This window comes from Agromyces kandeliae, assembly GCF_009674665.1.
In the GTDB taxonomy this organism is placed as follows: Bacteria; Actinomycetota; Actinomycetes; order Actinomycetales; family Microbacteriaceae; genus Agromyces; species Agromyces kandeliae.
Genome location: NZ_WKJD01000021.1, coordinates 389,950 through 414,774, shown reverse-complemented (window position 1 = coordinate 414,774; position 24,825 = coordinate 389,950). Strand labels below are relative to the sequence as shown.

26 protein-coding genes, 1 tRNA gene and 1 riboswitch are annotated in these 24,825 nt (G+C 73.2%); of the genes, 22 read left to right on the top strand and 5 right to left on the bottom strand.

Going from position 1 to position 24,825, the window contains the following annotated elements; genetic code table 11:
- Positions 1–37: 37 nt before the first annotated feature.
- Positions 38–598 carry a cysteine hydrolase family protein gene (locus GJR97_RS17710; protein WP_154348041.1) on the bottom strand — a complete coding sequence of 187 codons (561 nt, stop codon included), beginning with the start codon at positions 596–598 and terminating at the stop codon, positions 38–40.
- A gap of 95 nt (positions 599–693) precedes the next feature.
- Between GJR97_RS17710 and GJR97_RS17705 the strand changes: the two genes are divergently transcribed.
- Together GJR97_RS17705 and GJR97_RS17700 are read left to right on the top strand one after the other, a co-directional pair.
- Positions 694–1,011, top strand: coding sequence for an antibiotic biosynthesis monooxygenase family protein (locus GJR97_RS17705; protein WP_324613667.1), 318 nt, complete (start codon positions 694–696; stop codon positions 1,009–1,011).
- Complete coding sequence (locus GJR97_RS17700) at positions 1,008–2,180, top strand: FAD-dependent oxidoreductase (RefSeq protein ID WP_154348039.1); 1,173 nt, start codon at positions 1,008–1,010, stop codon at positions 2,178–2,180. Before GJR97_RS17705 ends, GJR97_RS17700 begins: the two co-directional genes overlap by 4 nt.
- 8 nt (positions 2,181–2,188) lie before the next feature.
- Here the strand turns inward: GJR97_RS17700 and GJR97_RS17695 are convergent, their stop codons facing one another.
- Positions 2,189–2,992 carry an alpha/beta fold hydrolase gene (locus GJR97_RS17695; protein WP_154348038.1) on the bottom strand — a complete coding sequence of 268 codons (804 nt, stop codon included), beginning with the start codon at positions 2,990–2,992 and terminating at the stop codon, positions 2,189–2,191.
- A gap of 67 nt (positions 2,993–3,059) precedes the next feature.
- A riboswitch (guanidine-III (ykkC-III) riboswitch) is annotated at positions 3,060–3,126 on the top strand.
- Between the two features lie 11 nt (positions 3,127–3,137).
- Here GJR97_RS17695 and GJR97_RS17690 point away from each other — a divergent pair.
- The 5 genes from GJR97_RS17690 (at position 3,138) to GJR97_RS17670 (ending at position 6,416) form a co-directional block, all read left to right on the top strand.
- Positions 3,138–3,464: a DMT family transporter gene (locus GJR97_RS17690; RefSeq protein ID WP_154348037.1), complete on the top strand. Its 327-nt coding sequence runs from the start codon at positions 3,138–3,140 to the stop codon at positions 3,462–3,464.
- A gap of 249 nt (positions 3,465–3,713) precedes the next feature.
- The gene (locus tag GJR97_RS17685; protein ID WP_154348036.1) at positions 3,714–4,145 is read left to right on the top strand and encodes a hypothetical protein; all 432 of its coding nucleotides are present in this window, start codon (positions 3,714–3,716) and stop codon (positions 4,143–4,145) included.
- On the top strand, positions 4,139–4,372 hold the full coding sequence (locus GJR97_RS17680) for a helix-turn-helix transcriptional regulator (RefSeq protein ID WP_129235617.1): 234 nt from the start codon (positions 4,139–4,141) through the stop codon (positions 4,370–4,372). The genes GJR97_RS17685 and GJR97_RS17680 overlap by 7 nt, the downstream gene beginning before the upstream one ends.
- Entirely contained in the window at positions 4,369–5,367 is a 999-nt protein-coding gene (locus tag GJR97_RS17675) for an NAD(P)-dependent alcohol dehydrogenase (RefSeq protein WP_154348035.1), read from the top strand. The genes GJR97_RS17680 and GJR97_RS17675 overlap by 4 nt, the downstream gene beginning before the upstream one ends.
- Positions 5,367–6,416: an NAD(P)-dependent alcohol dehydrogenase gene (locus tag GJR97_RS17670; RefSeq protein WP_154348034.1), complete on the top strand. Its 1,050-nt coding sequence runs from the start codon at positions 5,367–5,369 to the stop codon at positions 6,414–6,416. The genes GJR97_RS17675 and GJR97_RS17670 overlap by 1 nt, the downstream gene beginning before the upstream one ends.
- 16 nt (positions 6,417–6,432) lie before the next feature.
- Here the strand turns inward: GJR97_RS17670 and GJR97_RS17665 are convergent, their stop codons facing one another.
- Complete coding sequence (locus tag GJR97_RS17665) at positions 6,433–7,467, bottom strand: YeiH family protein (RefSeq protein ID WP_154348033.1); 1,035 nt, start codon at positions 7,465–7,467, stop codon at positions 6,433–6,435.
- On the bottom strand, positions 7,464–9,227 hold the full coding sequence (locus GJR97_RS17660) for a dolichyl-phosphate-mannose--protein mannosyltransferase (RefSeq protein WP_195760761.1): 1,764 nt from the start codon (positions 9,225–9,227) through the stop codon (positions 7,464–7,466). The genes GJR97_RS17665 and GJR97_RS17660 overlap by 4 nt, the downstream gene beginning before the upstream one ends.
- Positions 9,228–9,279: 52 nt before the next feature.
- On the opposite strand from GJR97_RS17660, the gene rsmI reads away from it, so the two are divergent.
- The 12 genes from rsmI (at position 9,280) to GJR97_RS17600 (ending at position 22,010) form a co-directional block, all read left to right on the top strand.
- Positions 9,280–10,107, top strand: a complete 828-nt coding sequence (gene rsmI / locus GJR97_RS17655) for a 16S rRNA (cytidine(1402)-2'-O)-methyltransferase (RefSeq protein ID WP_324613666.1) — start codon at positions 9,280–9,282, stop codon at positions 10,105–10,107.
- Positions 10,108–10,213: 106 nt separating this feature from the next.
- Positions 10,214–11,311 carry an NADP-dependent oxidoreductase gene (locus GJR97_RS17650; protein WP_154348031.1) on the top strand — a complete coding sequence of 366 codons (1,098 nt, stop codon included), beginning with the start codon at positions 10,214–10,216 and terminating at the stop codon, positions 11,309–11,311.
- A 59-nt stretch (positions 11,312–11,370) separates the two neighbouring features.
- Positions 11,371–12,936: a methionine--tRNA ligase gene (gene metG / locus GJR97_RS17645; RefSeq protein WP_154348030.1), complete on the top strand. Its 1,566-nt coding sequence runs from the start codon at positions 11,371–11,373 to the stop codon at positions 12,934–12,936.
- Positions 12,933–13,835 carry a TatD family hydrolase gene (locus GJR97_RS17640; protein ID WP_324613665.1) on the top strand — a complete coding sequence of 301 codons (903 nt, stop codon included), beginning with the start codon at positions 12,933–12,935 and terminating at the stop codon, positions 13,833–13,835. Before metG ends, GJR97_RS17640 begins: the two co-directional genes overlap by 4 nt.
- Positions 13,836–13,902: 67 nt before the next feature.
- Complete coding sequence (gene rsmA, locus GJR97_RS17635; RefSeq protein ID WP_324613664.1) at positions 13,903–14,802, top strand: 16S rRNA (adenine(1518)-N(6)/adenine(1519)-N(6))-dimethyltransferase RsmA; 900 nt, start codon at positions 13,903–13,905, stop codon at positions 14,800–14,802.
- Between the two features lie 89 nt (positions 14,803–14,891).
- Positions 14,892–15,851, top strand: a complete 960-nt coding sequence (locus tag GJR97_RS17630) for a 4-(cytidine 5'-diphospho)-2-C-methyl-D-erythritol kinase (protein ID WP_154348029.1) — start codon at positions 14,892–14,894, stop codon at positions 15,849–15,851.
- A 288-nt stretch (positions 15,852–16,139) separates the two neighbouring features.
- Complete coding sequence (locus GJR97_RS17625; RefSeq protein ID WP_154348028.1) at positions 16,140–16,643, top strand: hypothetical protein; 504 nt, start codon at positions 16,140–16,142, stop codon at positions 16,641–16,643.
- On the top strand, positions 16,586–17,125 hold the full coding sequence (locus GJR97_RS17620; RefSeq protein ID WP_154348027.1) for a hypothetical protein: 540 nt from the start codon (positions 16,586–16,588) through the stop codon (positions 17,123–17,125). The genes GJR97_RS17625 and GJR97_RS17620 overlap by 58 nt, the downstream gene beginning before the upstream one ends.
- Positions 17,126–17,269: 144 nt before the next feature.
- On the top strand, positions 17,270–19,156 hold the full coding sequence (locus GJR97_RS17615) for an ABC-F family ATP-binding cassette domain-containing protein (protein ID WP_154348026.1): 1,887 nt from the start codon (positions 17,270–17,272) through the stop codon (positions 19,154–19,156).
- Between the two features lie 187 nt (positions 19,157–19,343).
- Positions 19,344–20,231, top strand: coding sequence for a MetQ/NlpA family ABC transporter substrate-binding protein (locus GJR97_RS17610; RefSeq protein WP_154348025.1), 888 nt, complete (start codon positions 19,344–19,346; stop codon positions 20,229–20,231).
- 91 nt (positions 20,232–20,322) lie between these two features.
- Positions 20,323–21,351 (top strand): methionine ABC transporter ATP-binding protein, encoded by a 1,029-nt coding sequence (locus GJR97_RS17605; protein ID WP_154348024.1) that lies wholly within the window; start codon positions 20,323–20,325, stop codon positions 21,349–21,351.
- The gene (locus GJR97_RS17600; protein ID WP_154348023.1) at positions 21,351–22,010 is read left to right on the top strand and encodes a methionine ABC transporter permease; all 660 of its coding nucleotides are present in this window, start codon (positions 21,351–21,353) and stop codon (positions 22,008–22,010) included. The genes GJR97_RS17605 and GJR97_RS17600 overlap by 1 nt, the downstream gene beginning before the upstream one ends.
- Positions 22,011–22,015: 5 nt before the next feature.
- On the opposite strand, the gene GJR97_RS17595 is transcribed toward GJR97_RS17600, so the two are convergent.
- Positions 22,016–22,516, bottom strand: coding sequence for a MarR family winged helix-turn-helix transcriptional regulator (locus GJR97_RS17595; RefSeq protein WP_154348022.1), 501 nt, complete (start codon positions 22,514–22,516; stop codon positions 22,016–22,018).
- 93 nt (positions 22,517–22,609) lie between these two features.
- Between GJR97_RS17595 and GJR97_RS17590 the strand changes: the two genes are divergently transcribed.
- From GJR97_RS17590 to glmU, 3 genes are all read left to right on the top strand, one after another.
- Positions 22,610–23,119, top strand: a complete 510-nt coding sequence (locus tag GJR97_RS17590) for a flavodoxin domain-containing protein (protein ID WP_195760760.1) — start codon at positions 22,610–22,612, stop codon at positions 23,117–23,119.
- Positions 23,120–23,274: 155 nt separating this feature from the next.
- A tRNA-Gln gene (locus GJR97_RS17585) sits at positions 23,275–23,346 on the top strand.
- A 1-nt stretch (position 23,347) separates the two neighbouring features.
- Entirely contained in the window at positions 23,348–24,808 is a 1,461-nt protein-coding gene (gene glmU / locus GJR97_RS17580; protein WP_154348020.1) for a bifunctional UDP-N-acetylglucosamine diphosphorylase/glucosamine-1-phosphate N-acetyltransferase GlmU, read from the top strand.
- The last annotated feature ends 17 nt before the right edge of the window (positions 24,809–24,825 follow it).

The window sequence follows — 24,825 nt, the reverse complement described above, 5'->3', positions numbered from 1 at the left end:
CCGTAACGCAGGGCAACGGATGGCGAGGTGCTGCGCCCTAGGCTCCGAGCACGTCGTCCGTGGCGACGACGCGTGCGAAGCCGCCGCCGTCGAGGTTCACCGCGGTCGCGCGGGCGAGCTCGGCGGCGGTGAGGCGGATGCCTCCCGGACCCGCCATCTCGAACGTGTGCGTCGCGTCGATCGGCAGCACGACGTCGTAGCCGAGGTTGCCGGCCATGCGGGCCGTGGTCTCGACGCACTGGTTCGTCTGGATGCCGCAGATCACGAGACGACGGATGCCGCGCTCGCCGAGCCACGCGTGCAGGTCGGGGTCGCCGTAGAACGCCGAGTTCACGTGCTTCGTGACGAACAGGTCGTGCGGGGCGTCGGCGACGACGGGCTTCAGCGCGTTGCCCGGCGCGCCGGGCGCGAGCGGGGAGCCGGGCTCGCGCGAGTCGTGCCGGACGAGGACGATCGGCCGCGAGGCATCCGCCCAGGCCGCGACCAGCCGGCCGATGTTCGCCTCGGCGTCGGGGTTGTCGCGCTCGCCCCAGTACTCCCGGTCGTCGAAGCCCTGCTGCACGTCGATCACGATCAGGGCGGTGTTGTCGAGGTCCATGCCTCCATCGTGGCGCGGCGGCCCGGTGCCGGCGTCGCGGACGGCTGCCATTCCTCCGCGCGCGGCTGCCAACGGCGCGCGATAGCGTGGGCCGCGTGATCCTGGAGCACGCGATCCTGCCCGTCGTCCCCGGCCGCGAGGCGGCGTTCGAGGCGGCCTTCGCCGAGGCGCGGTCGATCATCGCCGGCATGCCCGGCTTCGTCGACCTGACGCTGTCACGGTCGATCGAGACGCCGAACGCGTACCTGCTCCTCGTGCACTGGGAGCGACTGGAGGACCACGACCCCGGCTTCCGCGGGGCGCCGGAGTACGGCCGGTGGCGGGAACTGCTGCACGGCTTCTACGAGCCGTTCCCGGTCGTCGAGCACTTCCGCGGTGTCGTCGAGGTCGGGCCGAGGAGGGACGCCGCATGAGCGAGGTCGAGCAGGTGGAGACCGCCGTCGTCGGCGGCGGCGCGATGGGTGCCGCGACCGCCTGGCACCTCGCGCGGCGCGGCCGCGACGTCGTGCTGCTCGAACGGTTCGAGCCGGGTCACCGCAACGGCGCCTCGCACGGCGCCTCCCGGAACTTCAACGTCGGGTACGCCGACCCGGCCTACGTCGCGATGCTCGTCGAGGCGCTGCCGCTCTGGCGCGAGCTCGAGGCGGAGTCGGGAACGCCGCTCCTCGAGCTCGTCGGGGTCGCCAACCACGGGCCTGCCGCGCACTTCGACGCGGTCCACGCCGCCCTCACCGCCGCCGGGATCCCGTCGGAGTTCCTGCCGGTCGACGAGGCGTCGCGCCGCTGGCCCGGCATCCGCTTCGACACCCGGGTCCTCTTCAACGCGCGGGCGGGCCGGGTGAACGCGGATGCCACGATCGCCGCCCTGCACGCGACGGCGGCCGCCGCCGGGGCCGACGTCCGGCACCGCACGCGAGCCACTCGCATCGAGACGCTCGGCGAGGATCGCGTGCGCGTGGCCTCCGTCGCCGACGACGGGATCGAGCGGGTCGTCGAGGCCCGGACGGCGGTCGTGACGCTCGGCGCCTGGACCACGAAGTTCGTCGGCGGACTCGCCCTGCCGCCGCTCGTCGTCACGCAGGAGGGGCCCGCCCACTTCGCCGTGCGCGACGAGTCGACGCCGTGGCCGAGCTACAACCACTTCCCGGGCGCGGCGGCCGACGGGTACGGCTACTGGCGCTCGCCCGTCTACGGCATGCTGACGCCGGGCGAGGGCGTGAAGGCCGGATGGCACGGGGTCGGCCCCGTCGTCGACCCCGACGCGCGCGACTTCCTTCCCGTGCCCGACCAGCTCGCCGACCTGCAGCGCTACGCGCGCGACTGGCTGCCCGGCGTCGACGCCGACGCGGCGACGCCGATCAGCTGCACGTACACCACCACGCCCGACGAGCACTTCGTGCTCGACCGGATCGGCCCGATCGTCGTCGGCGCAGGCTTCTCGGGGCACGGGTTCAAGTTCACCCCCGTGGTCGGGCGGATCCTCGCCGACCTCGCCGACGGGTCGAGGCCGGCGCCGTCGCGGTTCGCGGCCGGTCGCGCGGCCGAGCCGGGCGGCTCGCCGACGGGGCTCGCCGGGACCTGAGCGTCGCGTCACCGCGCGGCGTGCGCGTCGATGAACGCGACGACCACGGGGTCGGCCGGGTCGATGAGGTGGCCGCCCGTAACGTCGGAGCGACGCGCCTCCGGGAGGTGCTGGACGAGCCACTCGGCGGCGCGGTGGAGCGGCTCGGGTGACGCCTCCGCGAGGACGACGAGCGTCGGGACGCGCACCGCCCCGAGTTCCTCGGCCTCGTAGCGCCGCGGCCGCGCGGAGAGGTCGAGCCCGTCGCCGGCGAGTTCGGCGAGCACGCCGCCGTTCGCCGCCGCGAACGCGTCGCGGACCTCATCGGGGAGGCCGGTCCATGCGTCGTCGCCGAGCATGACGCGGAACACGGCCTCGGCGGCCCGGTCGGGGGCGTCGGCGGCCGAAGCGGCGATGCGGTCGCGGGCGCCGGCGGCCCAGGCCCGGGTGGCGGCATCGATCGTGAAGAGCGCGGGTTCGAGCAGCACGAGCGACGAGACCGCGTCCGGATGCCGCCGCGCGAGCTCGATCGCGATGAGCCCGCCGGTGCTGCGGCCGATCACGGCGGCAGGCGTCGCACCGAGGCGCTCGAGCAGCGCGGCGGCGTCGGCCACGTGGTCGTCGAGTCCCGTCGCGGCATCCGCTCGCCCGCCCGCGCTGCGCGCGAAGCCGCGGCGGTCGTACGTGATGGCCCGACCGTGCGCGGCGAGCCGTTCCGCGGCGTCGACCCAGAGCTCGGCGGAACTCGGCGTGCCGTGGATGCCGAGGATCGGCCCTCCCGCGCCACGCTCCTCCACGTGGAGGTCGACGCCGTTCACGCGGATGCGCGCCATGCCGTCAGGCTACGCCGCGGGTGCTCGCCCTGCACAGGGCCTGATCAGGTGGCGTTGCTAGCCTCCCTCAGGTCGCCCGACGGCGGCACCGGACGAGGGAACCCAGTACCCGGAACGCGACAAGACTGGCCGAAGGAGTGCCGTCATGTCGTGGATCGTCCTCATCGTCTCCGGTGTGCTCGAGGCCGTGTGGGCCACCGCCCTCGGCAAGTCCGAGGGGTTCACCAGGCTCTGGCCGTCGGTCGTGTTCGGTGTCGCGCTCGTCGTCTCGATGGGCGGGCTCGCATGGGCGATGCGCGGCATCCCCGTCGGCACCGCGTACGCGGTGTGGGTCGGCATCGGCGCCGCCCTCACGGTGATCTGGGCCATGATCACGGGGGAGACGGAGGTCTCGTGGGCGCGGCTCGCGCTCATCGCGGGGCTCGTGGGCTGCGTCGTCGGCCTGAAGCTGGTCGGCGGCGCCGACCACTAGCCCCGGGGCCGCCGGGCTCCGGTGGGGCGACTTCATCGAGTGGATGCCATCTGCACCGCTGCGGGCCCCCAGTGGGTGCAGATGGCATCTCTTCGAGCACGGCCCCCGCTGGGGCGGGCGGCGGCAGCGGCGGTTCAGCCTGCGCGACCGGGCGGGCGTCGCATCCGGTGTGTAAAGAATGCTTGACATGGTGTCGAGAATGGTTGACACTGAACATGTCAAACATTCTTCACATCGGAGGAAACGCGCATGTCGTACGAGGAGAAGGGCACGTGGTCGTTCCTCGTGGTCACGATCGTGGTCTACGGGGTGTACCTCTGGCTCGTGCTCGCGCAGCTCGCCGCCGGAACGCCCGTCGACGAGGTCGACTACGCGATCCCGATGCTGTGGACCATCGGCGGCGCGATCGTCGCCGGCATCGTCGGCCGCATCCTGCTCGAGATCATCACGCCGAGCGAGAGCCACCGCGCCGACGTGCGCGACAAGCAGATCGACCGCGCGGGCGAGCAGGTGGGCAACTCGCTCGTCGTCGCCGCCGGGGTCGGCGCGCTCGTCCTGGCCATGCTCCAGGTGCACTGGTTCTGGATCGCGAATGCGATCTACCTCGGCTTCGTGCTCGCCGGCATCCTGTCGAGCGTCGCGAAGCTCGTGATGTACCGCCGGGGGGTGCCCGCATGGTGAAGCCCACGCGGGTGACGAACGACATCCGTTCGCTGCGCTTCCGCCACGGCGAGATGACGCAGGCCGAGCTCGCGGAGCGGCTCGGCGTCACCCGCCAGACCGTCATCGCCATCGAGCAGGGCCGCTACTCGCCCTCCCTCGAGATGGCCTTCCAGATCGCTCGAGTGTTCGGGGTGCCGCTCGACGACGTCTTCCAGTACCCCCAGGAGGAGGTGTCGGCGTCATGAGGATCGCCGCGTATCACCGGTACGGTGCCCCCGAGGTCGTCGGGGTCGAGGAGCGGGAGCGGCCGGAGCCCGGTCCAGGGCAGATCCGCGTGCGCGTGCACGCGGCGTCGGTCGGGGCTGCGGATGCCGCGGGCCGATCCGGTTCGCCCTGGTTCGCGCGGCTCGCATTCGGACTGCGCCGCCCGCGCAACCCCGTGCTCGGGTCGGACTTCGCCGGAGTCGTCGACGCCGTCGGCGCGGGCGTGACGCGCTTCGCCGTGGGTGATCGCGTGTTCGGCGCGACCGGAGCCGACGGCGGCGCGCACGCGGAAGCCGTGGTCGTCCAGGAGGACGGCGCCGTCGTCCCGCTGCCCGACGGGGTGTCCGTCGACGCGGCCGTCGCGATCTGCGACGGTGCGATGACGGCGCTGCCGTTCCTCCGCGACGGCGGTCACGTGCGGCGAGGCAGTCGCGTGCTCGTCAACGGCGCCTCCGGCGCGGTCGGCGCCGCCGCGGTGCAGCTCGCCGTGCACCTCGGCGCCGAGGTCACCGCGGTGTGCGGCCCGGCGCACGCCGAACTCGCGACGGGCCTGGGCGCCGCGAGGGTGATCGACTACGTGCGCGAGGACGCGATGCGGCGCGACGCGCCGGGCGCGCCCTTCGACGTGGTGTTCGACGCCGTCGGCAAGTCGACCTTCCGCCGGGCGCGAGCCGTGCTCGCCTCTGACGGCCGCTACCTCACCACGGTGCCGTCGTGGGCGATCATGGCCCAGCAGGTGACGTCGCGGCTCGGCCGCCGCCGCGCCGTGGTCATGTTCACCGGGCTCCGCTCGGCCGAGGCCAAGCGGCCCGACCTCGAGCAGCTCGCCGCGCTCACGGCGGCCGGAGCGTTCACGCCGGTCATCGAGCGCGTGCTCCCCCTGGACGCGGTCGCCGACGCGCACCGCCTCGTCGACACCGGACACAAGGCCGGCACGGTCGTCGTCACTCCCGTGCCCGAGTACCAGGAGGCCTGATGCGCGCGATCGTCCAGAACGGCTACGGAGGCCCCGAGGTCCTCGCCGTCGCCGAGGTCCCGGAGCCCGCACTCGGCCGCGGCGAGGTCGCGGTCGCGGTGACGGCGGCCGGGGTGCACGCCGGCGACGTGTGGATCATGCGCGGCGAGCCGCGGCTGATCCGGGCCGCCTTCGGGCTGAAGCGCCCGAAGCGGCCGGTCATCGGGCGGGACATCGCCGGCGTCGTCGCGGCCGTCGGCGACGGCGTCGACGGGCTCGCCGTGGGCGACCGCGTGTTCGCCGAGTCCGACCAGGGCGGGTTCGCCGAGACCGTGGTGGTCGCGGCCACGTACGTGCGGCACGCGCCGGCGAACCTCGACGACGTGCACGCCGCCGTGATCCCGGTGTCGGCCACGACCGCGCTGCAGGCGCTCCGGCTCGGTCGCGTCGGACCGGGGGACCGCGTCCTCGTGATCGGCGCCTCCGGCGGCGTCGGCACGTACGCCGTCCAGCTCGCGACGGCACTCGGCGCGGAGGTCACGGGCGTCGCGAGCGGCGCCAAGGCCGACCACGTGCGCGACGCCGGCGCGCGCCGCGTGATCGACCACCGCACGGCCGACCCGACGCAGGAGGCGGCGGTCTACGACGTCATCATCGACCTCGTCGCGGCGCAATCGCTCACGGCGCTCACCCGGATCCTCGCGCCGCGCGGCACGCTCGTGCTCTCGGCCGGCACGGGCTCGCGCACCTTCGGCCCACTGCCACGGATGGCGGCCGCGACGCTGCGCTCGCCGTTCACGAGGCGCCGCCTGAAGCCGCTGGCGGCGAAGCACCGCGGCGACGACCTCGACGAGCTCCGCGCCTTCGCCGAGGCAGGGCGGCTCCGACCGGTGGTCGACGAGGTGTTCCCGCTCGACCGGGGGCCGGAGGCCGTCGCTCGGCTGGCGTCCGGCGCGGTCCGAGGCAAGGTCGCGATCCGCATCCGACCCGACGGGTGGCGCGATGCCGGATCCGGCGGGGCGGCGAGCGCCGCGACGCCCGATCCGGCCACCGCGGGCGAGACCGGGTGACGCCGGACGCGGGTGCTCAGCCGAGCAGCACCGCACCGTAGGCGAGCGCGGCGACGAGCACCCACGACGCGAGGCCGGTCACGAGCGCGCGCCAACCCGTGTGCAGCAGCGCGGCGACGCGGATCGACGCGCCGAGCGCGAAGAGCGCCATCGCGAGCAGGGTCGTCTGCACGAGGTCCGCGGCCGTCAGCACCGCCTCGGGCACCGGCAGGAACGTCCGCACGAGCACCGCGACGAGGAAGCCCGCGATGAACAGCGGCACGATCGCGGGGCGCGGGCCGGAGGCATCCGTCGACCGTCGCCGCTCGGCACCCGCGGCGATCGCGACCATCGGGGCGAGCAGCAGCACGCGCGTGAGCTTCACGACCACCGCGACGGCCAGCGCCGACGCCCCGGCGATCTGCGCGGTCGCGACGACCTGCCCCACGTCGTGCACGCCGGCTCCGACCCAGTGGCCGAACTGCCCGGCCGACAGTCCGAGCGGATGCCACAGCGCCGGCAGCACCGCGATCGCGAGCGTGCCGCACAGCGTGACGAGCGCGACCGGGCGGGCCTGCTCGTCGTCGCGGGCCCGCACCGTCGCCGCCATCGCGCCGATCGCCGAGGCCCCGCAGATCGCGAAGCCGCTCGCGATGAGCAGCGGCTCGTGCCCGGGCAGCCGCATGGCGCGGCCGAGCGCCAGCGTGCCGCCGAAGGTGAGCACGACGACCGCCACGGTGGTGAGGACGGTGATCCAGCCGAGCCCCGCGATGTCGGCGAGGCTGAGCTTCAGGCCGAGCAGCACGATGCCCGCACGCAGCAGCGTGCGCGCCGAGAACGCGAGGCCCGGCCGCAGCGCCCCGTCGAGCGCAGGGCGCAGGGCGGGCACCTGGCCGGCCACGATGCCCGCCGCGACGGCGATCGTCAGGAGCGGGACGGCCGGGACGGCGAGGTGGACCAGCCAGGCGAAGGCGGCGGCGGCAGCTGCGACGCCGAGGCCGGCCATCCGCGGGCGCCACCGCCGCGACGCCGGGCCCGCACCGCCGGCCTTGCCGGGCACCCGGGCGCTCATCCCCAGCCCGGCAGCCAGAAGTGCAGCTGCCGGAAGTCGGGCGTCACGGGCATCGCCGTCCAGAGCGGGAGGAAGAAGAGGGAGACCGCCGCCGCGACGCCCAGGAACACCGCGACGGTGGCGATGCCCTGCTGGCGCTTCCACCTCGGGTCGTCGCGCCGGCCGAGCACGATGCCCAGCACCGCGGCGAGCGCGAGGAGCAGGTACGGCTCGTAGGCGATCGTGTAGAACTGGAAGACCGTCCGGCCGAGGTACATGAGCCACGGCAGGTAGCCGGCGGCGACGCCGATGAGGATCGCTCCCGCCGTCCACTCGCGATACCGGGCGAAGCGGTACACGAGGTAGCCGGTGGCGAGCGTCGCGGCCCACCAGATGATCGGGTTCGGGATGCCCATGATCGAGGACCAGCACTCCCCTTGGCCGCAGCCACCGGACCCGTCGATCGTCGAGGCGAAGTACATGTTCGTCGGGCGCAGCGAGATCGGCCAGGTCAGCGGGTTCGCCTGCCACGGATGCGGGGAGGCCACGCCGACGTGGTACCCGTACGCGGCCTGGTGGTAATGCCACAGGCTCTGCAGCGAGTGCGGCACCCACGACCAGAACCCGGTCGCCGCGTTCCCCGGTTCGTCGGCCCAGCCGCGGTAGTAACCGCCGTCGGTCACGAGCCATCCGGTCCACGACGCGAGGTAGACGACGCCGGCCACTGGCACGAGCAGGAGGAAGGTCGCGGGCGCCTGCTTGAACAGCGCGCCCTCGACCCAGAAGCCGAGCCCGGCGCGCCGCCGGGCCATCGCGTCGACGAGGACGAGGTAGATGCCGAAGGCGGCGATGAAGTAGAGGCCGGACCACTTCACCGCGGTGGCGGCGCCGAACGCGATTCCCGCGGCGATCACCCACGGGCGCGCCCAGATCACGGGCCCCCAGTGCGGATCGCCCCCGCCGTCGCGCAGTGCGGCGAGTCGCTCGCGCAGCCGGGACTCGGTCGCCGTGCGGTCGAGGAGCACGAACCAGAATCCGAACAGGGCGAACAGCATCACCCAGTTGTCGAGCAGCGCGACCCGGCTCATCACGATCGCGTTGCCGTCGATCGCCAGCAGGAGCCCGGCGATCACGGCGACGAGCGTGGAGCGGAAGAGGCGTCGGCCGACCATCGTCAAGACGAACACGGCGACGGTGCCGGCGAGCGCCGTCGACGCGCGCCACCAGAACGCGCTGTCGGCGCCGAAGAGCGCCATGCCGAGCCCGATCATCCACTTGCCGAGGGGCGGGTGCACGACGTACGCCGGGTCGTCGGAGAACACGTCGGTGTCGCCGCGCGCGAAGTCCTCGTTCGCCCCCTCGGGCCATGCCGACTCGTAGCCGTTCGCGAGGAGCGTCCAGGCGTCCTTCACGTAGTAGGTCTCGTCGAACACGATCGCCTGCGGATGCCCGAGGTTCCAGAACCGCAGCACGGCGGCGAGGAGGGTGACGGCGATCGGGCCGCCCCAGGTCCAGAGGGCTCGGCGGCCCGGCGTGCGCAGCAGGTTCGCCCACCATGCGTCGATGCGGGTGCCCACCGGCACCGTCTCGCGCGCGGTCGATCGGGCGGATGCCGCGGGCTCGCGCTGCGTGTCGACCCCCTCGGGGGACCCCGACTCGGGGACGCGCTCGAGCGGGCCGGTCGTCGGCTCCGGCGCGGGCGGACGCGCCCCGCCGTCGCGTCCGGTGGAGGTCGCCTCGCGTTCGTCGCGCGCGTCCGCGCCGACCCCGTGGAGACCCATGCGCTCCACTGTAACCGCGCGTCCCGCGGCGCCCGTGCGCCAGACTGGAGCGGTGATCATCCTCGCGGCGACGCCCATCGGCAACCTCGGCGACGCGTCGACCCGGCTCCGGCAGGCGCTCGAGGACGCCGACGTCGTCGCGTCGGAGGACACGCGCGTGACCCAGCGACTCCTCTCCGCACTGGGCATCGCCAACCGTCCCCGGCTCATCGCACTGCACGAGCACAACGAGCGAGCCCGGGCAGGCGACCTCGTCGAGCTCGCACGCGACGGCGACCTGCTCGTGCTGAGCGACGCCGGCATGCCGACCGTGTCGGACCCGGGCTTCCCGCTCGTGCAGGCGGCCGTCGCCGCCGGCGTCGACGTGACCGCGATCCCCGGGCCGAGCGCCGTCGTGACGGCGCTCGCCGTCTCCGGCCTGCCGACCGACCGGTTCGCGTTCGAGGGGTTCCTCCCGCGCAAGGCGGGCGATCGCTCGCGTCGCCTCGCGGAACTCGCGGGGGACCGCCGCACGCTGGTGTTCTTCGAGGCACCGTCGCGCCTCGCGGCGAGCCTGGGCGCGCTCGCCGAGGCCTTCGGCGCCGATCGGCCCGCAGCGGTGTGCCGTGAGCTCACCAAGCTCCACGAGGAGGTGCGACGAGGCCCGCTCGGGGAGCTCGTGGAGTGGGCCGAGGCCGGCGTGCGCGGCGAGATCTGCGTGGTAGTCGGCGGAGCGCCCGAGGCCCCGGTCGCCGACGCCGGCGAGGCGGTCGCGCGGGTCGTCGCGCTCGCGGCATCCGGCACCAGGCTGAAGGATGCCGCGGCGCTCGTCGCCGGCGAGACGGGCCTCGGCAAGCGCGACCTGTACGAGGCCGCGCTCCAGGCCCGATCGGCTCGCTGAACCCCACCGGTCCATGCGCACGTATGGAAGTCACAGGTGGCTCCCATGCCGCTCACATGATGCGCGCGCACGCTGAAGGCACAGCGTCGTTTCGGGGGTGGCGATCATGGCACAGGCAGTGCGATTCAGCAGGTTCGGTGGGCCCGACGTGCTCGAGGTGACCGAGGTCCCGGTCCCCGAACCCGGCCCGGGAGAGGTTCGCGTGGAGGTGTACGCGAGCGGGATCTCGCCGGTCGAGACGGCGGTGCGCCGCGGGGACCACGTGGACCGCTGGCCGGTGGTGTTCCCCTCCGGTCAGGGCCGCGACGTGGCGGGCGTGGTCGACGCGACCGGGGAGGGCGTCACGCGGTTCCGGCGCGGCGACGAGGTGATGGGGTTCGTCGCACGAGGAGCCCAGGCGACCGTCGTGGTCGTGCCCGAGTCGCAGCTGCTGCCGAAGCCGGCGTCGGTGTCGTGGGAGGTCGCCGGGTCGCTCTACGTCGCCGGCACGACCGCGCTCGCCGCCGTCGACGGCCTGAACGTCGGCCCGAACGATCTCGTCGTCATCACCGCGGTGGCCGGCGGGATCGGCTGCCTGGCTGCGCAGCTCGCGCGGACTCGCGGTGCCGTGGTGATCGGCACGACCTCCGAGTCCCGGTTCGACTTCGTCCGCCAGTTCGGGATCACGCCGGTCGCATACGGGCCCGACCTCGCTGTGCGGATCCGGAGCATCACCGACCGGCAGGTCACCGCGTTCCTCGACTTCCTCGGCGGGCAGGCCTCCGAGGCCGCCGACCTCGGGGTTCCGGCGTCGCGCGTGTTCACGACGACGGACTGGGACGCCGTCGAGGACGACGACGCCGTCAAGCTGTACGCGGGCGACACGATCGCCCTCGGGCGCATCGCGCAGCTCATCGCCGACCGTCAGGTCCGGCTGCCGATCGCCGACGTGTTCCCCCTCGCCGACATCGCCGACGCCTATCGGGAACTCGACCGGCGCGACGCCCCCGGGAAGATCGTGATCGGCATGAACCTCGTCGACTACCCCGGCCAGAAGGTGAAGCCGTCGCGGCTCAAGGAGCAGGACCTCACCATCGGCGTTCCGACCCCCCACGAGCGGATGTCGGTCGAGGGCGTGCTGCCACCCGTGCTCGGCGACGGTCGCGCCCGAACCCTGCGGACCGGATCGATCCCCGTGGTCGAACCGAAGGGCCGGCGCGACTGAGCCCGGCGGGCGTCGCGCACCGGCGTAGCGGGCGTGTGCGCGCCCGTAGGATTGTCGGCATGGCCGACGCCTCCTCGTTCTACATCACGACCCCCATCTTCTACGTCAACGACGTGCCCCACATCGGGCACGCGTACACGGAGGTGGCCGCCGACGTGCTCGCGCGGTGGAACCGCCAGGCGGGTCGCGACGCGTGGATGCTCACCGGCACCGACGAGCACGGGCAGAAGATCCTCCGCACGGCGACCGCGAACGGCGTGAGCCCGCAGGAGTGGGCCGACAAGCTCGTCGCGGACGCGTGGAAGCCGCTGCTCGACACGGTCGACGTCGCCAACGACGACTTCATCCGCACGACCGACGAGCGGCACGAGCGCAACGTCCAGAAGTTCCTCCAGCACCTCTTCGACGAGGGATGGATCTACACGGGCGAGTACGAGGGCTACTACTGCGTGGGCTGCGAGGAGTACAAGCAGCAGTCCGAGCTCGTCGACGGCACGGGCGAGTACGAGGGGCAGCTGGTCTGCGCCATCCACTCCAAGCCCGTGGAGCTGCTGCACGAGAAGAACTACTTCTTCCGCATGTCGGCCTTCGCCGACAGGCTGCTCGCGCTCTACGAGGAGCGGCCCGACTTCGTCCAGCCCGAGTCGGCGCGCAACGAGGTCGTGAGCTTCGTGCGACGCGGCCTCGACGACCTGTCGATCTCGCGGTCGACGTTCGACTGGGGCGTGAAGGTCCCGTGGGACGAGACGCACGTCGTCTACGTCTGGTTCGACGCGCTCCTCAACTACATCACCGCCGTCGGATACGGCGAGGACGACGACCGGTTCGCGCGGCGCTGGCCGGCGCAGCACCTCGTCGGCAAGGACATCCTCCGCTTCCACGCCGTCATCTGGCCCGCGATGCTCATGGCCGCCGGGCTCGACGTGCCGACCGGGGTGTTCGGCCACGGCTGGCTGCTCGTCGGCGGCGAGAAGATGTCGAAGTCGAAGCTCACCGGCATCGCACCGTCGCAGATCACCGACACGTTCGGCTCCGACGCGTTCCGCTACTACTTCCTCTCCGCGATCTCGTTCGGCCAGGACGGCTCGTTCTCGTGGGAGGACCTCGCCGCGCGCTACCAGGCCGAGCTCGCGAACGGCTTCGGCAACCTGGCCTCGCGGGTGATCGCGATGATCGGCCGCTACTGCGGCGGCGCGGTGCCCACCGGCACCGAGGCGGCCCGCACCGAGGCCGACGAGGCGATCCGGCGCATCGAGGCGGAGGCGACGGATGCCGCGTGGCGGGCGATCGACGGCCTCCAGATCCACGAGGCGATCGCCGCCACCTGGAAGCTCGTCGACGCCCTGAACGGGTACATCACCGAGCAGGAGCCGTGGGTCCTCGCGAAGGACGAGGCGAAGCGCGCCCGCCTCGAGGCCGTGCTCGAGACCGCGTACCACGGGGTCGGCACGCTCGCCGTGCTGCTCTCGCCCGTGCTGCCGAAGGCCACCGCGAAGCTGTGGGCCGCGCTCGGCGCGCCCGGCACCGTGCAGGAGCAGCGCATCGACCGAGCCCACGAGTGGAGCGTCGGCACGCAGACCTCGGCGCTCGAACCGCTGTTCCCGCGCGTGGAGGCGACCGAGTGACGGCTGGCGCCGACCACCTCCGAACGCGGTCCGACGGCGGACGCGCGGCCGAGTACCCGCCGCCGCCCGAGCCGCTCGCGGTCGCCGTCTACGACAACCACACGCACCTCGAGATCGCCGACGGGGCGCTGCCGCTCACGGCGCACGAGCACCTCGAGCGTGCGGCATCCGTCGGCGTGGCCGGTGCGGTGCAGGTCGGCACGGATGTCGCGACGAGCCGCTGGTCGGCGGAGATCGCGTCGCGCGAGCCGCGCCTGCTGGCCGCGGTCGCCCTGCACCCGAACGAGGCGCCCGAGCTCGAGGCCCGCGGCGAGCTGGACGCGGCGATCGCCGTCATCGACGAGCTCGCGGCCGAGCCGCGCGTGCGCGCCGTCGGCGAGACCGGGCTCGACTTCTACCGCACCGGCGGCGACGGGCGCGACGCGCAGTTCCGTTCGTTCGAGGCGCACATCGAGATCGCCAAGCGCCACGGGATCGCACTGCAGATCCACGACCGCGACGCGCACGACGAGGTGGTGGCGACGCTCCGCCGGGCCGGTGCCCCCGACACGACGATCTTCCACTGCTTCTCGGGCGGCGAGGACCTCGCCCGTCTCGCCGGCGACGCCGGCTGGTACTGCTCGTTCGCGGGCAACGTGACGTTCAAGAACGCCGGGAACCTGCGCGACGCCCTCCGGGTCGTGCCGCGGGACCGGATCCTCGTCGAGACGGACGCGCCGTACCTCACGCCGGTGCCGCTGCGCGGCCGCCCGAACGCGCCGTACCTCGTGCCGCACACCATGCGGTTCATGGCCGACGCGCTCGGTGCCGACCTCGACGAGCTGTGCGCCCAGGTCGCCGACAACACCGAACGCGCGTACGGCTCCTGGGCCGACGGGCTCGAGGCGGGTTCCGCGTGATCCGGCGCGCCGCGCGCGCGGGAGTCGCCGGCTGGCGGAGCATCGTGAGGGTGCGGGGGAGCAGGGCGTGAACGCGCATCGACACGAGGCCGACGGCGGCCGCGTCGTCACGCCGCGCCTGCTCGGACCGGCCGAGATCCGCGACCTCGCCGAACTGCTCGACGTCACCCCGACGAAGAAGCTCGGCCAGAACTTCGTGCACGACGCCAACACGGTCCGCCGCATCGTGCAGACCGCCGGGGTGCAGCGCGGCGAGACCGTGCTCGAGATCGGTCCCGGCCTCGGGTCGCTCACGCTCGGACTCCTCGAGGCCGGAGCCAGGGTGATCGCGGTCGAGATCGACGCCCGCCTCGCGGCCCAGCTCCCGCACACGGTCAGCGTCATGCAGCCGGGCACCTCGCTCACGGTCCTCCGCGAGGACGCGTTGCGCGTGACCGACCTGCCGGGCGAGCCCACGCGGCTCGTCGCGAACCTCCCGTACAACGTCTCCGTGCCGGTGCTGCTGCACCTGCTCGAGCACTTCCCGTCGCTCACCTCCGGCATCGTCATGGTGCAGGCCGAGGTCGGCCATCGGCTCGCCGCCGAGCCCGGGTCGAAGGTCTACGGCGGACCGAGCGTCAAGGCGAGCTGGTACGGCGACTGGCGCACGGCGGGCCAGGTGTCCCGGATGGTGTTCTGGCCGGTGCCGAACGTCGATTCCGTGCTCGTCGGGTTCGAGCGCGGCGACGCCCCCGGCGATCCGCCCGGCACCGAGGAGGAACGGGCGGTCGTCTTCGCGATCGTCGATTCCGCGTTCCAGCAGCGGCGCAAGATGCTCCGCCAGTCGCTGTCCGGCGTGCTCGGCGGTTCCGCCGCGACGGCGAGCGCCGTGCTCGAGCGTGCGGGCGTCGACCCGCAGGCGCGCGGCGAGCAGTTGACCGTCGAGGACTTCCTGCGGATCGCGCGGGCCGCGGCATCCGTCGACTGAGCGCGCGCAGCGCGCGGCACCCGTCACCGCTCGACGACCGGGCCTCGGCGCTGCGCGATCGGCCCGCCCGCGTCGGCTAGCGTGGTGCCATGGTGTTCCCGGCGACCGACGCGGCAGTGCACGTCCGAGCCCCCGGGAAGATCAACCTCTTCATGCGGGTCGGGGCGCTCGACGACGACGGCTACCACGACGTCGCGACCGCGTACCAGGCCGTGTCGCTCTACGAGGACGTCCGCGCCTGGCCCGACGACGAGTTCTCGGTCGCGTTCGGCGGTTCGGTCGACACCTCGGGCCTGCCGACGGATGCCTCGAACCTCGCGATCCGCGCCGCGAAGCTGCTCGCCCGCCATGCGGGCGTGCCCGGCGGGGTGCGCCTCGAGATCGACAAGCACGTCCCGATCGCGGGCGGCATGGGCGGCGGGTCGGCGGATGCCGCGGGCACGCTCGTCGCGTGCGACGCGCTGTGGGGCACCGCGCTGCCGAAGGAGGAGCTGCACGCGCTCGCCGCGTCGCTCGGCGCCGACGTGCCGTTCGCGCTGACGGGCGGCACGGCGATCGGCACGGGGCGCGGCGACCGGCTGAGCCCGGCGCTGGCCACCGGGTCGTTCCACTGGGTGCTCGTCACGGCCGAATTCGGGCTCTCCACGCCGGCCGTCTACGGCGAGCTCGACCGGCGACGCGACGCGGGCCTCGACCCCGAGTGGCGCGACGGCCACCACGGCGCGCGCACGGCGCTCGACTCGCCGACCGTCGACGCGGCGGTGCTGCAGGCGCTCCGCGCGGGTGACCCGCGGCAGCTCGCGGCTGCGCTCCACAACGACCTCCAGTCGGCCGCGGTCGGCCTCGCGGGGCGCCTGGCGCAGGTGATCGACCTCGGCGAGCAGAACGGCGCCCTCGCGGGCCTCGTGTCCGGCTCGGGGCCGACGGTCGCGTTCCTCGTCGACGACGCCGACGGCGCGCTCGAGCTCCAGGTCGCGCTGTCCGCGGCGGGCCTCAGGGCACTGCACGTCCACGGCCCGGTGCACGGCGCCCGCGTGCTCCCCTTCTGAGGCCGGCTGCTCCTCCGGCGCCCGGCCGCGCCGCTCCGGCTCGGCCCCGCGCCGCACGGGCACGCTCGCACCCGCCGCGCGGGCACGCTCGCACCCGCCGCGCGGGCACGCTCGCACCCGCCGCGCGGGCGCGGACCGGTCGCGCTGTGCTGCGCCGCCAGCGAGAGGATGCCATCTGCACCGCTCGGCAGTGCGGGCGGTGCAGATGACATCCTCTCGAACGAACCCGGGCCGCGGAATGTGGACAGCCGGCAACGCGCCGTCGCGCGACCCCGGACGCTGGGGTCCGTGAGCAGATCCGATCGGCTTCCGTGGCGCCTCAGCGCCGTGCCGTCCTTCACCCGAGCCGAGGCGAACCGCCACGGCGTGGGGTGGCGCCGGCTCGCCGCACCCGACCTCGAGCGGACGTTCCATGGCGTGCGCCGGCACGTCGGGGCGGAACCCTCGATCCGCGAACTCGCCGAGGCCTACGCCAAGCGGATGCCTCGCCGGCAGGTGTTCAGTCACGCAACGGCCGCCGCGCTGTGGGGCATCCCCGTGCCGAGGAGCGCCGAGTCCCCCCGCCCGGGACCGGTCGCCGACGGCGCGTCGGCGCGTCCGCTCCTGCACGTCGCGGTGCCCCGTGGCTCGGCGCGACCGAGCGCCGCCGGCGTCGAAGGGCACGTCATCTCGTTCGAGTCCGTCCGGGTCGTCGTCCATGGCGGGTTGCGCGTGGTCGATCCGGCGAGCACTGGATGCAGCTCGGCGCATCGCTCGGTGTCGACGACCTCGTCGCGGCCGCGGAGTACCTGATCACCGGATCACAGCCGTTCGACGGACGAGCACCCCTCTGCGGCCGGGACCAGCTCGAGTCCGCCCTCGCGGCACATCCCGGGCGTCGGGGGATCGACGCGCTCCGTCGAGCCCTGGCCGCCGCACGATGGGGTGCACTGTCGCGCAGGGAGACGCTGCTGCGGCTCGACCTCGTGAGGGCGGGCCTGCCCGAGCCGGTCCCCAATCACCGGGTTCTGGACGGACGTGGCGAACTCGTCGCGATGATCGACCTCGCGTATCCCGATCGTCGGGTCGGGATCGAGTACCAGAGCGACCTGCATCGGTCGCCTGCGCAGTGGCGTCGTGACATCCGCCGGATCGAGCGGCTGGCCGATGCGGGCTGGGTGATCGTCCAGGCGACCGCGGACGACGTCAGCGCGGACGGTGAGCTGCGCGACTCGGCTGCGTTCGCCGACCGCGTGCGTCGGCGGCTCGACGCGCGCGGTACGGATCGCGGCTGAACGAAGGGATGGCAGCTGCACCGTTGGGCGCGGTGACCGGTGCAGATGGCATCTTCTCGACGCCAGGGTGACGCCTCGTCGGTTCATCGGCCCCGTGGCCGAGCGCGGGCCGCCCCGGCACGGCGAAGTAGGGTTGAGCGCGACATGGCACACCTCCTCGGCGCCGAGCGCCTGCACCTCGAGTTCCCCACGCGCACCGTCTTCGACGAGGTCACCCTCGGCATCGACGAGGGCGACCGCATCGGCGTGGTGGGACGCAACGGGGACGGCAAGTCGACGCTCCTGAAGCTGCTCGCGGGCCGGCTCGAACCCGACGGCGGCCGGGTCACGGTGCGTCGCGGCATCCGGATCGGCATGCTCGACCAGGCCGACACCGTCGACCCCGACGCGACGGTCGCCGAGGCCGTCGTCGGCGGCATCGAGGAACACGTCTGGGCGGGCGACGCGAAGGTGCGCGACGTGATCGCGGGCCTGCTCGGCGACGTGCCGTGGCACGGGCGGGTCGGCGACCTGTCCGGTGGTCAGCGGCGTCGCGTCGCGCTCGCCGCGCTGCTCATCGGCGACTGGGACGTGCTGTTCCTCGACGAGCCCACCAACCACCTCGACGTCGAGGGCATCGCCTGGCTCGCCCGCCACGTGAAGGGCCGGTGGTCGGCGAACGACGGCGCGCTCGTCGTCGTCACGCACGACCGGTGGTTCCTCGACGAGGTGTGCACCGCGACCTGGGAGGTGCACGACCGGATCATCGAGCCCTTCGAGGGCGGCTACGCCGCCTACGTGCTGCAGCGCGTCGAGCGCGACCGGATGGCCGCGGCATCCGAGGCCAAGCGGCAGAACCTGATGCGCAAGGAACTCGCGTGGCTGCGCCGCGGCGCGCCGGCCCGCACGTCGAAGCCGAAGTTCCGGATCGACGCGGCGAACGAGCTCATCGAGAACGAGCCGCCCGTGCGCAATCCCGTCGAGCTCAACCGCCTCGCGGTGTCGCGGCTCGGCAAGGACGTCGTCGACCTCCTCGACGTCTCCGTGGAGTACCCCGTGCGGGATGCCGTGCCGGGCGCGCCAGCGACGCGGACCGTGCTGCACGAGCTCGAGTGGCGCATCGCACCGGGGGAGCGCACGGGCGTCCTCGGCGTGAACGGGGCGGGCAAGTCGACGCTGCTGAAGCTCGTCACGGGCGAGGTGCAGCCGACGACCGGGCGCGTGAAGCGCGGCAAGACCGTCAAGATCGCGGTGCTGAGCCAGGAGCTCGCCGAGCTCGCCGAGTGGACCGAGGAGCGCGTGAGCGCGGTGGTGGCGGCGCAGCGGACGAGCTACGTGGTCGGCGCCGGTTCGAAGGCGGTGGAGCTCACGCCCGGCCAGCTCCTGGAGCGGCTGGGGTTCACGAGCCAGCAGCTCGCGACCCCCGTCAAGGACCTCTCGGGTGGCCAGAAGCGCCGACTGCAGCTCCTGTTGATCCTCCTGCAGGAGCCGAACGTGCTGATCCTCGACGAGCCGACGAACGACCTCGACACCGACATGCTCGCCGCGATCGAGGACCTCCTCGACGCCTGGCCCGGCACCCTGCTCGTCGTCAGCCACGACCGGTACCTCGTCGAGCGCGTCACCGACCGGCAGGTCGCGATCCTCGACGGGCACCTGCGCGACCTGCCGCGCGGCGTCGACCAGTACCTCGAGCTGCGCCGGCAGCAGGCGACGGATGCCGCGGCCGCGGCATCCTCGGCGGCATCGCGCCAGACGGGCCAGGCGAGCGGGCCGGGCGCAGGTGCCGGCGATGGCGCGGGCACCGCGGCATCCGCCCCGGCCCTCACGGGTGCCGACCGCCGATCGGCCGAGAAGGAGCTGTCGGCGATCGACCGGCGGCTCGAGAAGCTGCAGGCGCAGATCGCCGAGCAGCACGAGAAGCTCGCCCGCCACGACCAGTCCGACTACGTCGGCCTCGGTGCGCTCGGCGACGACCTGCGGTCCCTCGAGGATTCCATGGCCGAGCTCGAGACGCGCTGGCTCGAAGTATCCGAACAGCTCGAGGGGTAGCGTCGCAGGATCTGTGACCGCTGATGACCATGTGGTCAATCGGGCGCAGATCCTTCGCCTACCGTTGAGGTGCGCCCGCGAACGCGGCAACGAGGCCCCACCGCCACCAGCGGTGGGGTTCGTCATGTCCAGGCACCACCGCCACCAGCATCCGAACGCGCGCGCCGATCGGAAGAGGAACCCCGCCATGCCCAGCACCACCACCAAGCTCATCGCCGCGCTCGCCGCAGCCCCGCTCGTCGTCGGCCTCGCGGCCTGCTCGTCGGCCGGCGCCGCCGAGGGCGACGACGTCGTCCGCATCGGCGTGGTCGGCAAGTCCGACCCGCAGTGGCCCGCATTCGAGGAGGCCGCCGCCGACGCCGGGATCGATATCGAGCTCGTCGACTTCGCCGACTACACCCAGCCCAACCCGGCGCTCACTGAGGGCGAGCTCGACCTCAACCAGTTCCAGCACATCGTGTACCTCGCCGACTACAACGTGTCCGCCGAGGCCGACCTCGCGCCGATCGGCGCGACCGCGATCTACCCGCTCGGCCTGTACTCGCTGAAGTACGATTCGGTCGACGCCATCCCGGCCGGCGAGACCGTCGCCGTGCCCGACGACCCCTCGAACCTGGCCCGCGCACTCCTCGTGCTCCAGTCGGCCGGCCTCATCGAGCTCGACGGCGGCGGGTCGATCTTCTCGACCGTCGACGACATCGACGAGGCGAACTCCAAGGTGGAGGTCACGCCGCTCGAGGCATCGCTCACGCCCACGAGCCTCCCCGACGTCGCCGCGGCGATCATCAACAACGACTTCGTGCAGGACGCGGGCCTCACCTTCGCCGACGCGATCGCCCAGGACGACCCCAGCGACCCCACCGCGCTGCCCTACGTCAACATCTTCGCCGCTCGCGCCGAGGACGCCGACGACGAGACGTACCTGAAGCTCGTCGAGATCTTCCAGACCGACCCCGAGGTGCAGGCGGGCCTGCTCGAGGCCTCCGGCGACACCGCGGTCGCGCTCACGACCCCGGTCGACGAGCTCGAGTCCTCGCTCGCCACGGTCGAGGACGACACCCGCACCCAGGGCTGATCCCGACCACGACACGACCCGGCACGCGCACGGGTGGCGCGCCCCGATCGGGCGCCGCCACCCGCACGCGCGTGCGTGGAGGAGGTATCGCATGGCGCTCGTGACCCTCGAGCACGTCAGCAAGTCCTATCCCGCTTCGGGCCGCACGGCCGAGCTCGTCACCGCGGTCGACGACGTCTCGCTCGAGATCGACGCCGGCGACGTCTACGGCATCATCGGCTACTCGGGTGCCGGCAAGTCGACGCTCGTCCGCCTCGTCAACGCACTCGAGCCCGCGACGAGCGGCTCGATCCGGATCGACGGCCGCGAGATCACCGGGCTCCGGGAGCGCGAGCTCCGCGGCATCCGCCTCGGCATCGGCATGGTCTTCCAGCAGTTCGAGCTCTTCGACGCGAAGACCGTGCGCGGCAACGTCGCGTATCCGCTGAAGGTCGCCGGATGGAGGACGGCCGACATCCGCGCGCGCGTCGACGAACTGCTCGCATTCGTCGGCCTGACCGACAAGGCGGGTGCTCGCCCGGACGAGCTCTCGGGCGGTCAGAAGCAGCGCGTCGGCATCGCCCGCGCGCTCGCGACGCGCCCCCGCATCCTGCTCGCCGACGAGGCGACGAGCGCGCTCGACCCCGAGACGACGCAGGAGGTGCTCGCGCTCCTCAAGCGCGTGAACGAGGAGCAGGGCGTGACGATCATCGTGATCACGCACGAGATGGACGTGATCCACTCGATCGCGACGAAGGTGGCCGTGATGGACCGGGGACGGGTCATCGAGCACGGCGACGTCTTCGACGTGTTCTCGAGCCCGCGGCACCCGTCGTCGCAGCGGTTCGTCGGCACGGTGATCAAGGGCGTGCCCTCGCCCGCCGAGCTCGCAGTGCTCCGCGAGCGGCACGAGGGTCGCATCGTCACGTGCTCCTTCCGCGACGGCGACGCGTCGCAGGCGCGCGTCTTCCTCGACCTCGCCGAGGCCGGGCTCGAGTTCGAGCTCGTGTACGGCGGCATCAACGACATCCGCGGACGCGCCTTCGGCCACCTCACGCTGGCCGTGCGGGGCGACGAGGCCGCGATCGACCGCGCGCTCGCCGCGGTCGCCCGGCACACCGATGTCACGGAGGTGCGCTGATGGACCGGCTCCTCGAACTGGGCCCCGAGTTCTGGGCCGCGGCGGGCGAGACCCTCTACATGGTCGCGCTCACGATGCTGTTCGGCGGCGCTGGCGGGTTCCTGCTCGGCCTGGGCCTCTACGCCACGCGCCGTGGCGGCCTGCTGCCGAACGCGGTGGTGAACAACGTGCTCAACGTCGTCATCAACTTCTTCCGGCCGATCCCCTTCATCATCTTCATCGCCGCCGTGCAGCCGCTCACGCGCGCGGTCATCGGCGTGGGCATCGGCACGGATGCCGCGATCTTCGCGCTCTCGCTCGCTGCCGCGTTCGCGATCGGGCGCATCGTCGAGCAGAACCTGCTCACGGTGCGGCCGGGCGTGATCGAGGCGGCGCGGTCGATGGGCGCGGGTCCGTGGCGGATCCTCCGCACGGTCGTCGTGCCCGAGGCGCTCGGTCCGCTGATCCTCGGCTACACGTTCATCGTCATCGCGGTGATCGACATGTCGGCCATGGCCGGCCTCATCGGCGGCGGCGGCCTCGGCTACTTCGCGCAGCTCTACGGATTCCGCCAGTTCGAGCCGGTCGTGACCTGGGCGGCGGTGCTGCTCATCGTCGTGTTCGTCCAGGTCGTGCAGTACGTCGGCAACTGGCTCGCCCGCCGGGTGCTGCGCCGCTGAATCGGCTAGGACACGAAGCCGAGCGACAGCTTCCGGAGGAGCGCGGCCAGGCGCCGCTGCTCGGCGGGCGGCAGGCCCGCGAGCAGCTCGGCCTCGGCGTCGACGAGGCGCGTGATCGCCGCGTCGACCCGGGTCACGCCCGCGGGGGTCATCTCGACGAGGATCCCGCGGCCGTCGTGCGGGTCGGTCTGCCGGGTCACGAGCCCGCGGGCGACGAGCCGGTCGATGCGGTTCGTCATGGTGCCGCTCGAGACCAGCGTCTGCGCGAGCAGCGCCTTCGGCGGCAGGCGGAACGGCGCGCCCGCGCGGCGGAGCGCCGAGAGCACGTCGAACTCCCACGATTCGAGCTCGGAACGCTCGAACGCCTGCTTCCTGGCACGATCGAGGAGCTTCGCGAGCCGCCCGACCCGTGAGAACACCTGCAGCGGCGCGAAGTCGAGGTCGGGGCGCTCGCGCTCCCAGTCGTCGACGATCCGGTCCACCTCGTCCTGGTCCCCGGTCGTCATGCCGCCAGTATCCCACCGCGGACTCGCCGGCTCGTCGACGCCCGCGGGCCCAAGGTCCCGGGCGCGCGCGCCCGCGGTCGCATGGTGGAAGACATGGCACGCGTCCTCGTCGCCTACGCGACCAAGCACCAGTCCACCGCCGAGATCGCCGAGGCGATCGCCGGCGAACTCCGCGCACGGGGCCACGCCGCCGAGGCGGCGGAGGCCGGGGGCGCGACCGCCGACGGCTTCGACGCCGTCGTGCTCGGCAGTGCGACCTACGCCGGCCGCTGGCGCCGCGAGGCTCGGCACTTCCTCTCGCATGAACGCGAGCGGCTCGCGACGATGCCGTTCTGGGTCTTCAGCTCCGGCCCGATCGGAGAGCCGAAGCCCGATGCGCCGCCCGACGACGACAAGTGGCTCGAGCCGCGCAAGGTCATCGAGCAGGCCGAGGCGCTCGGCGTCCGCGAGCACGTGGTGTTCGGCGGCCGCGTGCCGCAGGACCCCGGGAACTTCGTCGAACGCGCGATGCTCCAGAACACCCCGGAGGACTACCAGGACCTCAGGGACTGGGACGAGATCCGCGCATGGGCGGGCCGGATCGCCGAGGCGCTGACGACCTGAGCGTCCTCCGCACCGACGACCGGACGCCGCCTGAGCCGGCACCCGCGACTCCGCCGAGCGGTCGGCGGCGCGCCGGCCGCGCATCGCCGGGCGCACGTCGCATGGCAGACTTGACACCGCGCCCGAGGGCCGCCCGGGGGCGGCTCCGTGCGCGGTCCGCCATGGTGTAACGGCAGCACGACAGCCTTTGGAGCTGTGAGGACCAGGTTCGAATCCTGGTGGCGGAGCATGGACGAGAACCTCGCGATCATCGTGCTCGCCGCGGGCCAGGGCACCCGCATGAAGTCGGCCACGCCGAAGATCCTGCATCCGCTCGCGGGTGCGCCGATCATCGCGCACGTGCTCGCCACGGCCCGCGCCCTCGATGCGAGGCACGTGGTCGCGGTCGTGCGCCACGAGCGCGACCTCGTCGCCGGCGCGATCCAGGCGGAACTGCCCGAGGCGGTCATCGTCGACCAGGACGAGATCGCCGGCACGGGCCGCGCCGTCGAACAGGCGATCGCCGCCCTGCCCGACGACTTCGACGGCGACGTGCTCGTGCTGAACGGCGACGTGCCGCTCCTCAACGCCTCGACCCTCGCCGAGATGCTCGAACGGCACCGCGCCGACGGGCTCGCGGCATCCGTCCTGTCCGCGCGGTACGACGACCCGTCCGGGTACGGGCGCATCGTCCGCGGCCCCGAGGGCGCGTTCGACCGCATCGTCGAGCAGAAGGACGCCACCGACGACGAGCTCGCGATCGACGAGGTCAACGCCGGCGTGTACGCGTTCGGCGCGGGCGCGCTGCGCGACCAGCTCGCGAACCTCACGACCGAGAACGCGCAGGGCGAGAAGTACCTCACCGACATCATCGCGCTGCTCCGCGCGGCGGGCTCCGAGGTGAAGGCGCGACCGGTCTCGGAGGCGTGGCTCGTCGCGGGCGTCAACGACCGGGCGCAGCTCTCCGAGACCGCGGCGCGGCTGAACGCGCTCATCGTGCGCGGCTGGCAGCTGAACGGCGTGACCATCGAGGACCCGGCGACGACCTGGATCGACCTCGCCGTGCGCATCGAGCCCGACGTCACCATCCGCCCGGGCACCCAGCTCAAGGGCGCGACCGCGATCGCGACGGGCGCGGTGGTCGGGCCCGACACGACCCTCGTGGACTGCGAGGTCGGCGCGGGGGCCGAGGTGAAGCGGGCGGATGTCACGCTCGCCGTGATCGGCGCCGGCGCCTCGGTCGGGCCGTTCGCCTACCTGCGTCCCGGCACCGTGCTCGACGCCGACGGCAAGATCGGCACGTTCGTGGAGACGAAGAACGCGCACATCGGCGCGGGGAGCAAGGTGCCGCACCTCTCCTACATCGGCGACACCGAGATCGGCGAGGGCTCGAACGTCGGCGCCGGGTCGATCACGGCGAACTACGACGGCGTCGAGAAGCACCGCACGACCATCGGATCCCACGTGCGCACCGGCTCGCACGGCGTCTTCGTCGCGCCCGTTACGATTGGGGACGGGGCGTACACGGGGGCAGGCACGGTCGTCCGCAAGGACGTGCCGGCCGGTGCGCTCGGCGTGAACGTCGCCCCGCAACGCAACATCGACGGATGGGTCCGGCAGCACCGTGCGGGGACCGCGGCCGCACAGGCGGCCGAGGCCGCGCACGGCGCGGGCGAGACCGACGAGAACGATGAGCGCAACCCTGAATAGGACCCGGCCTGGCCGGT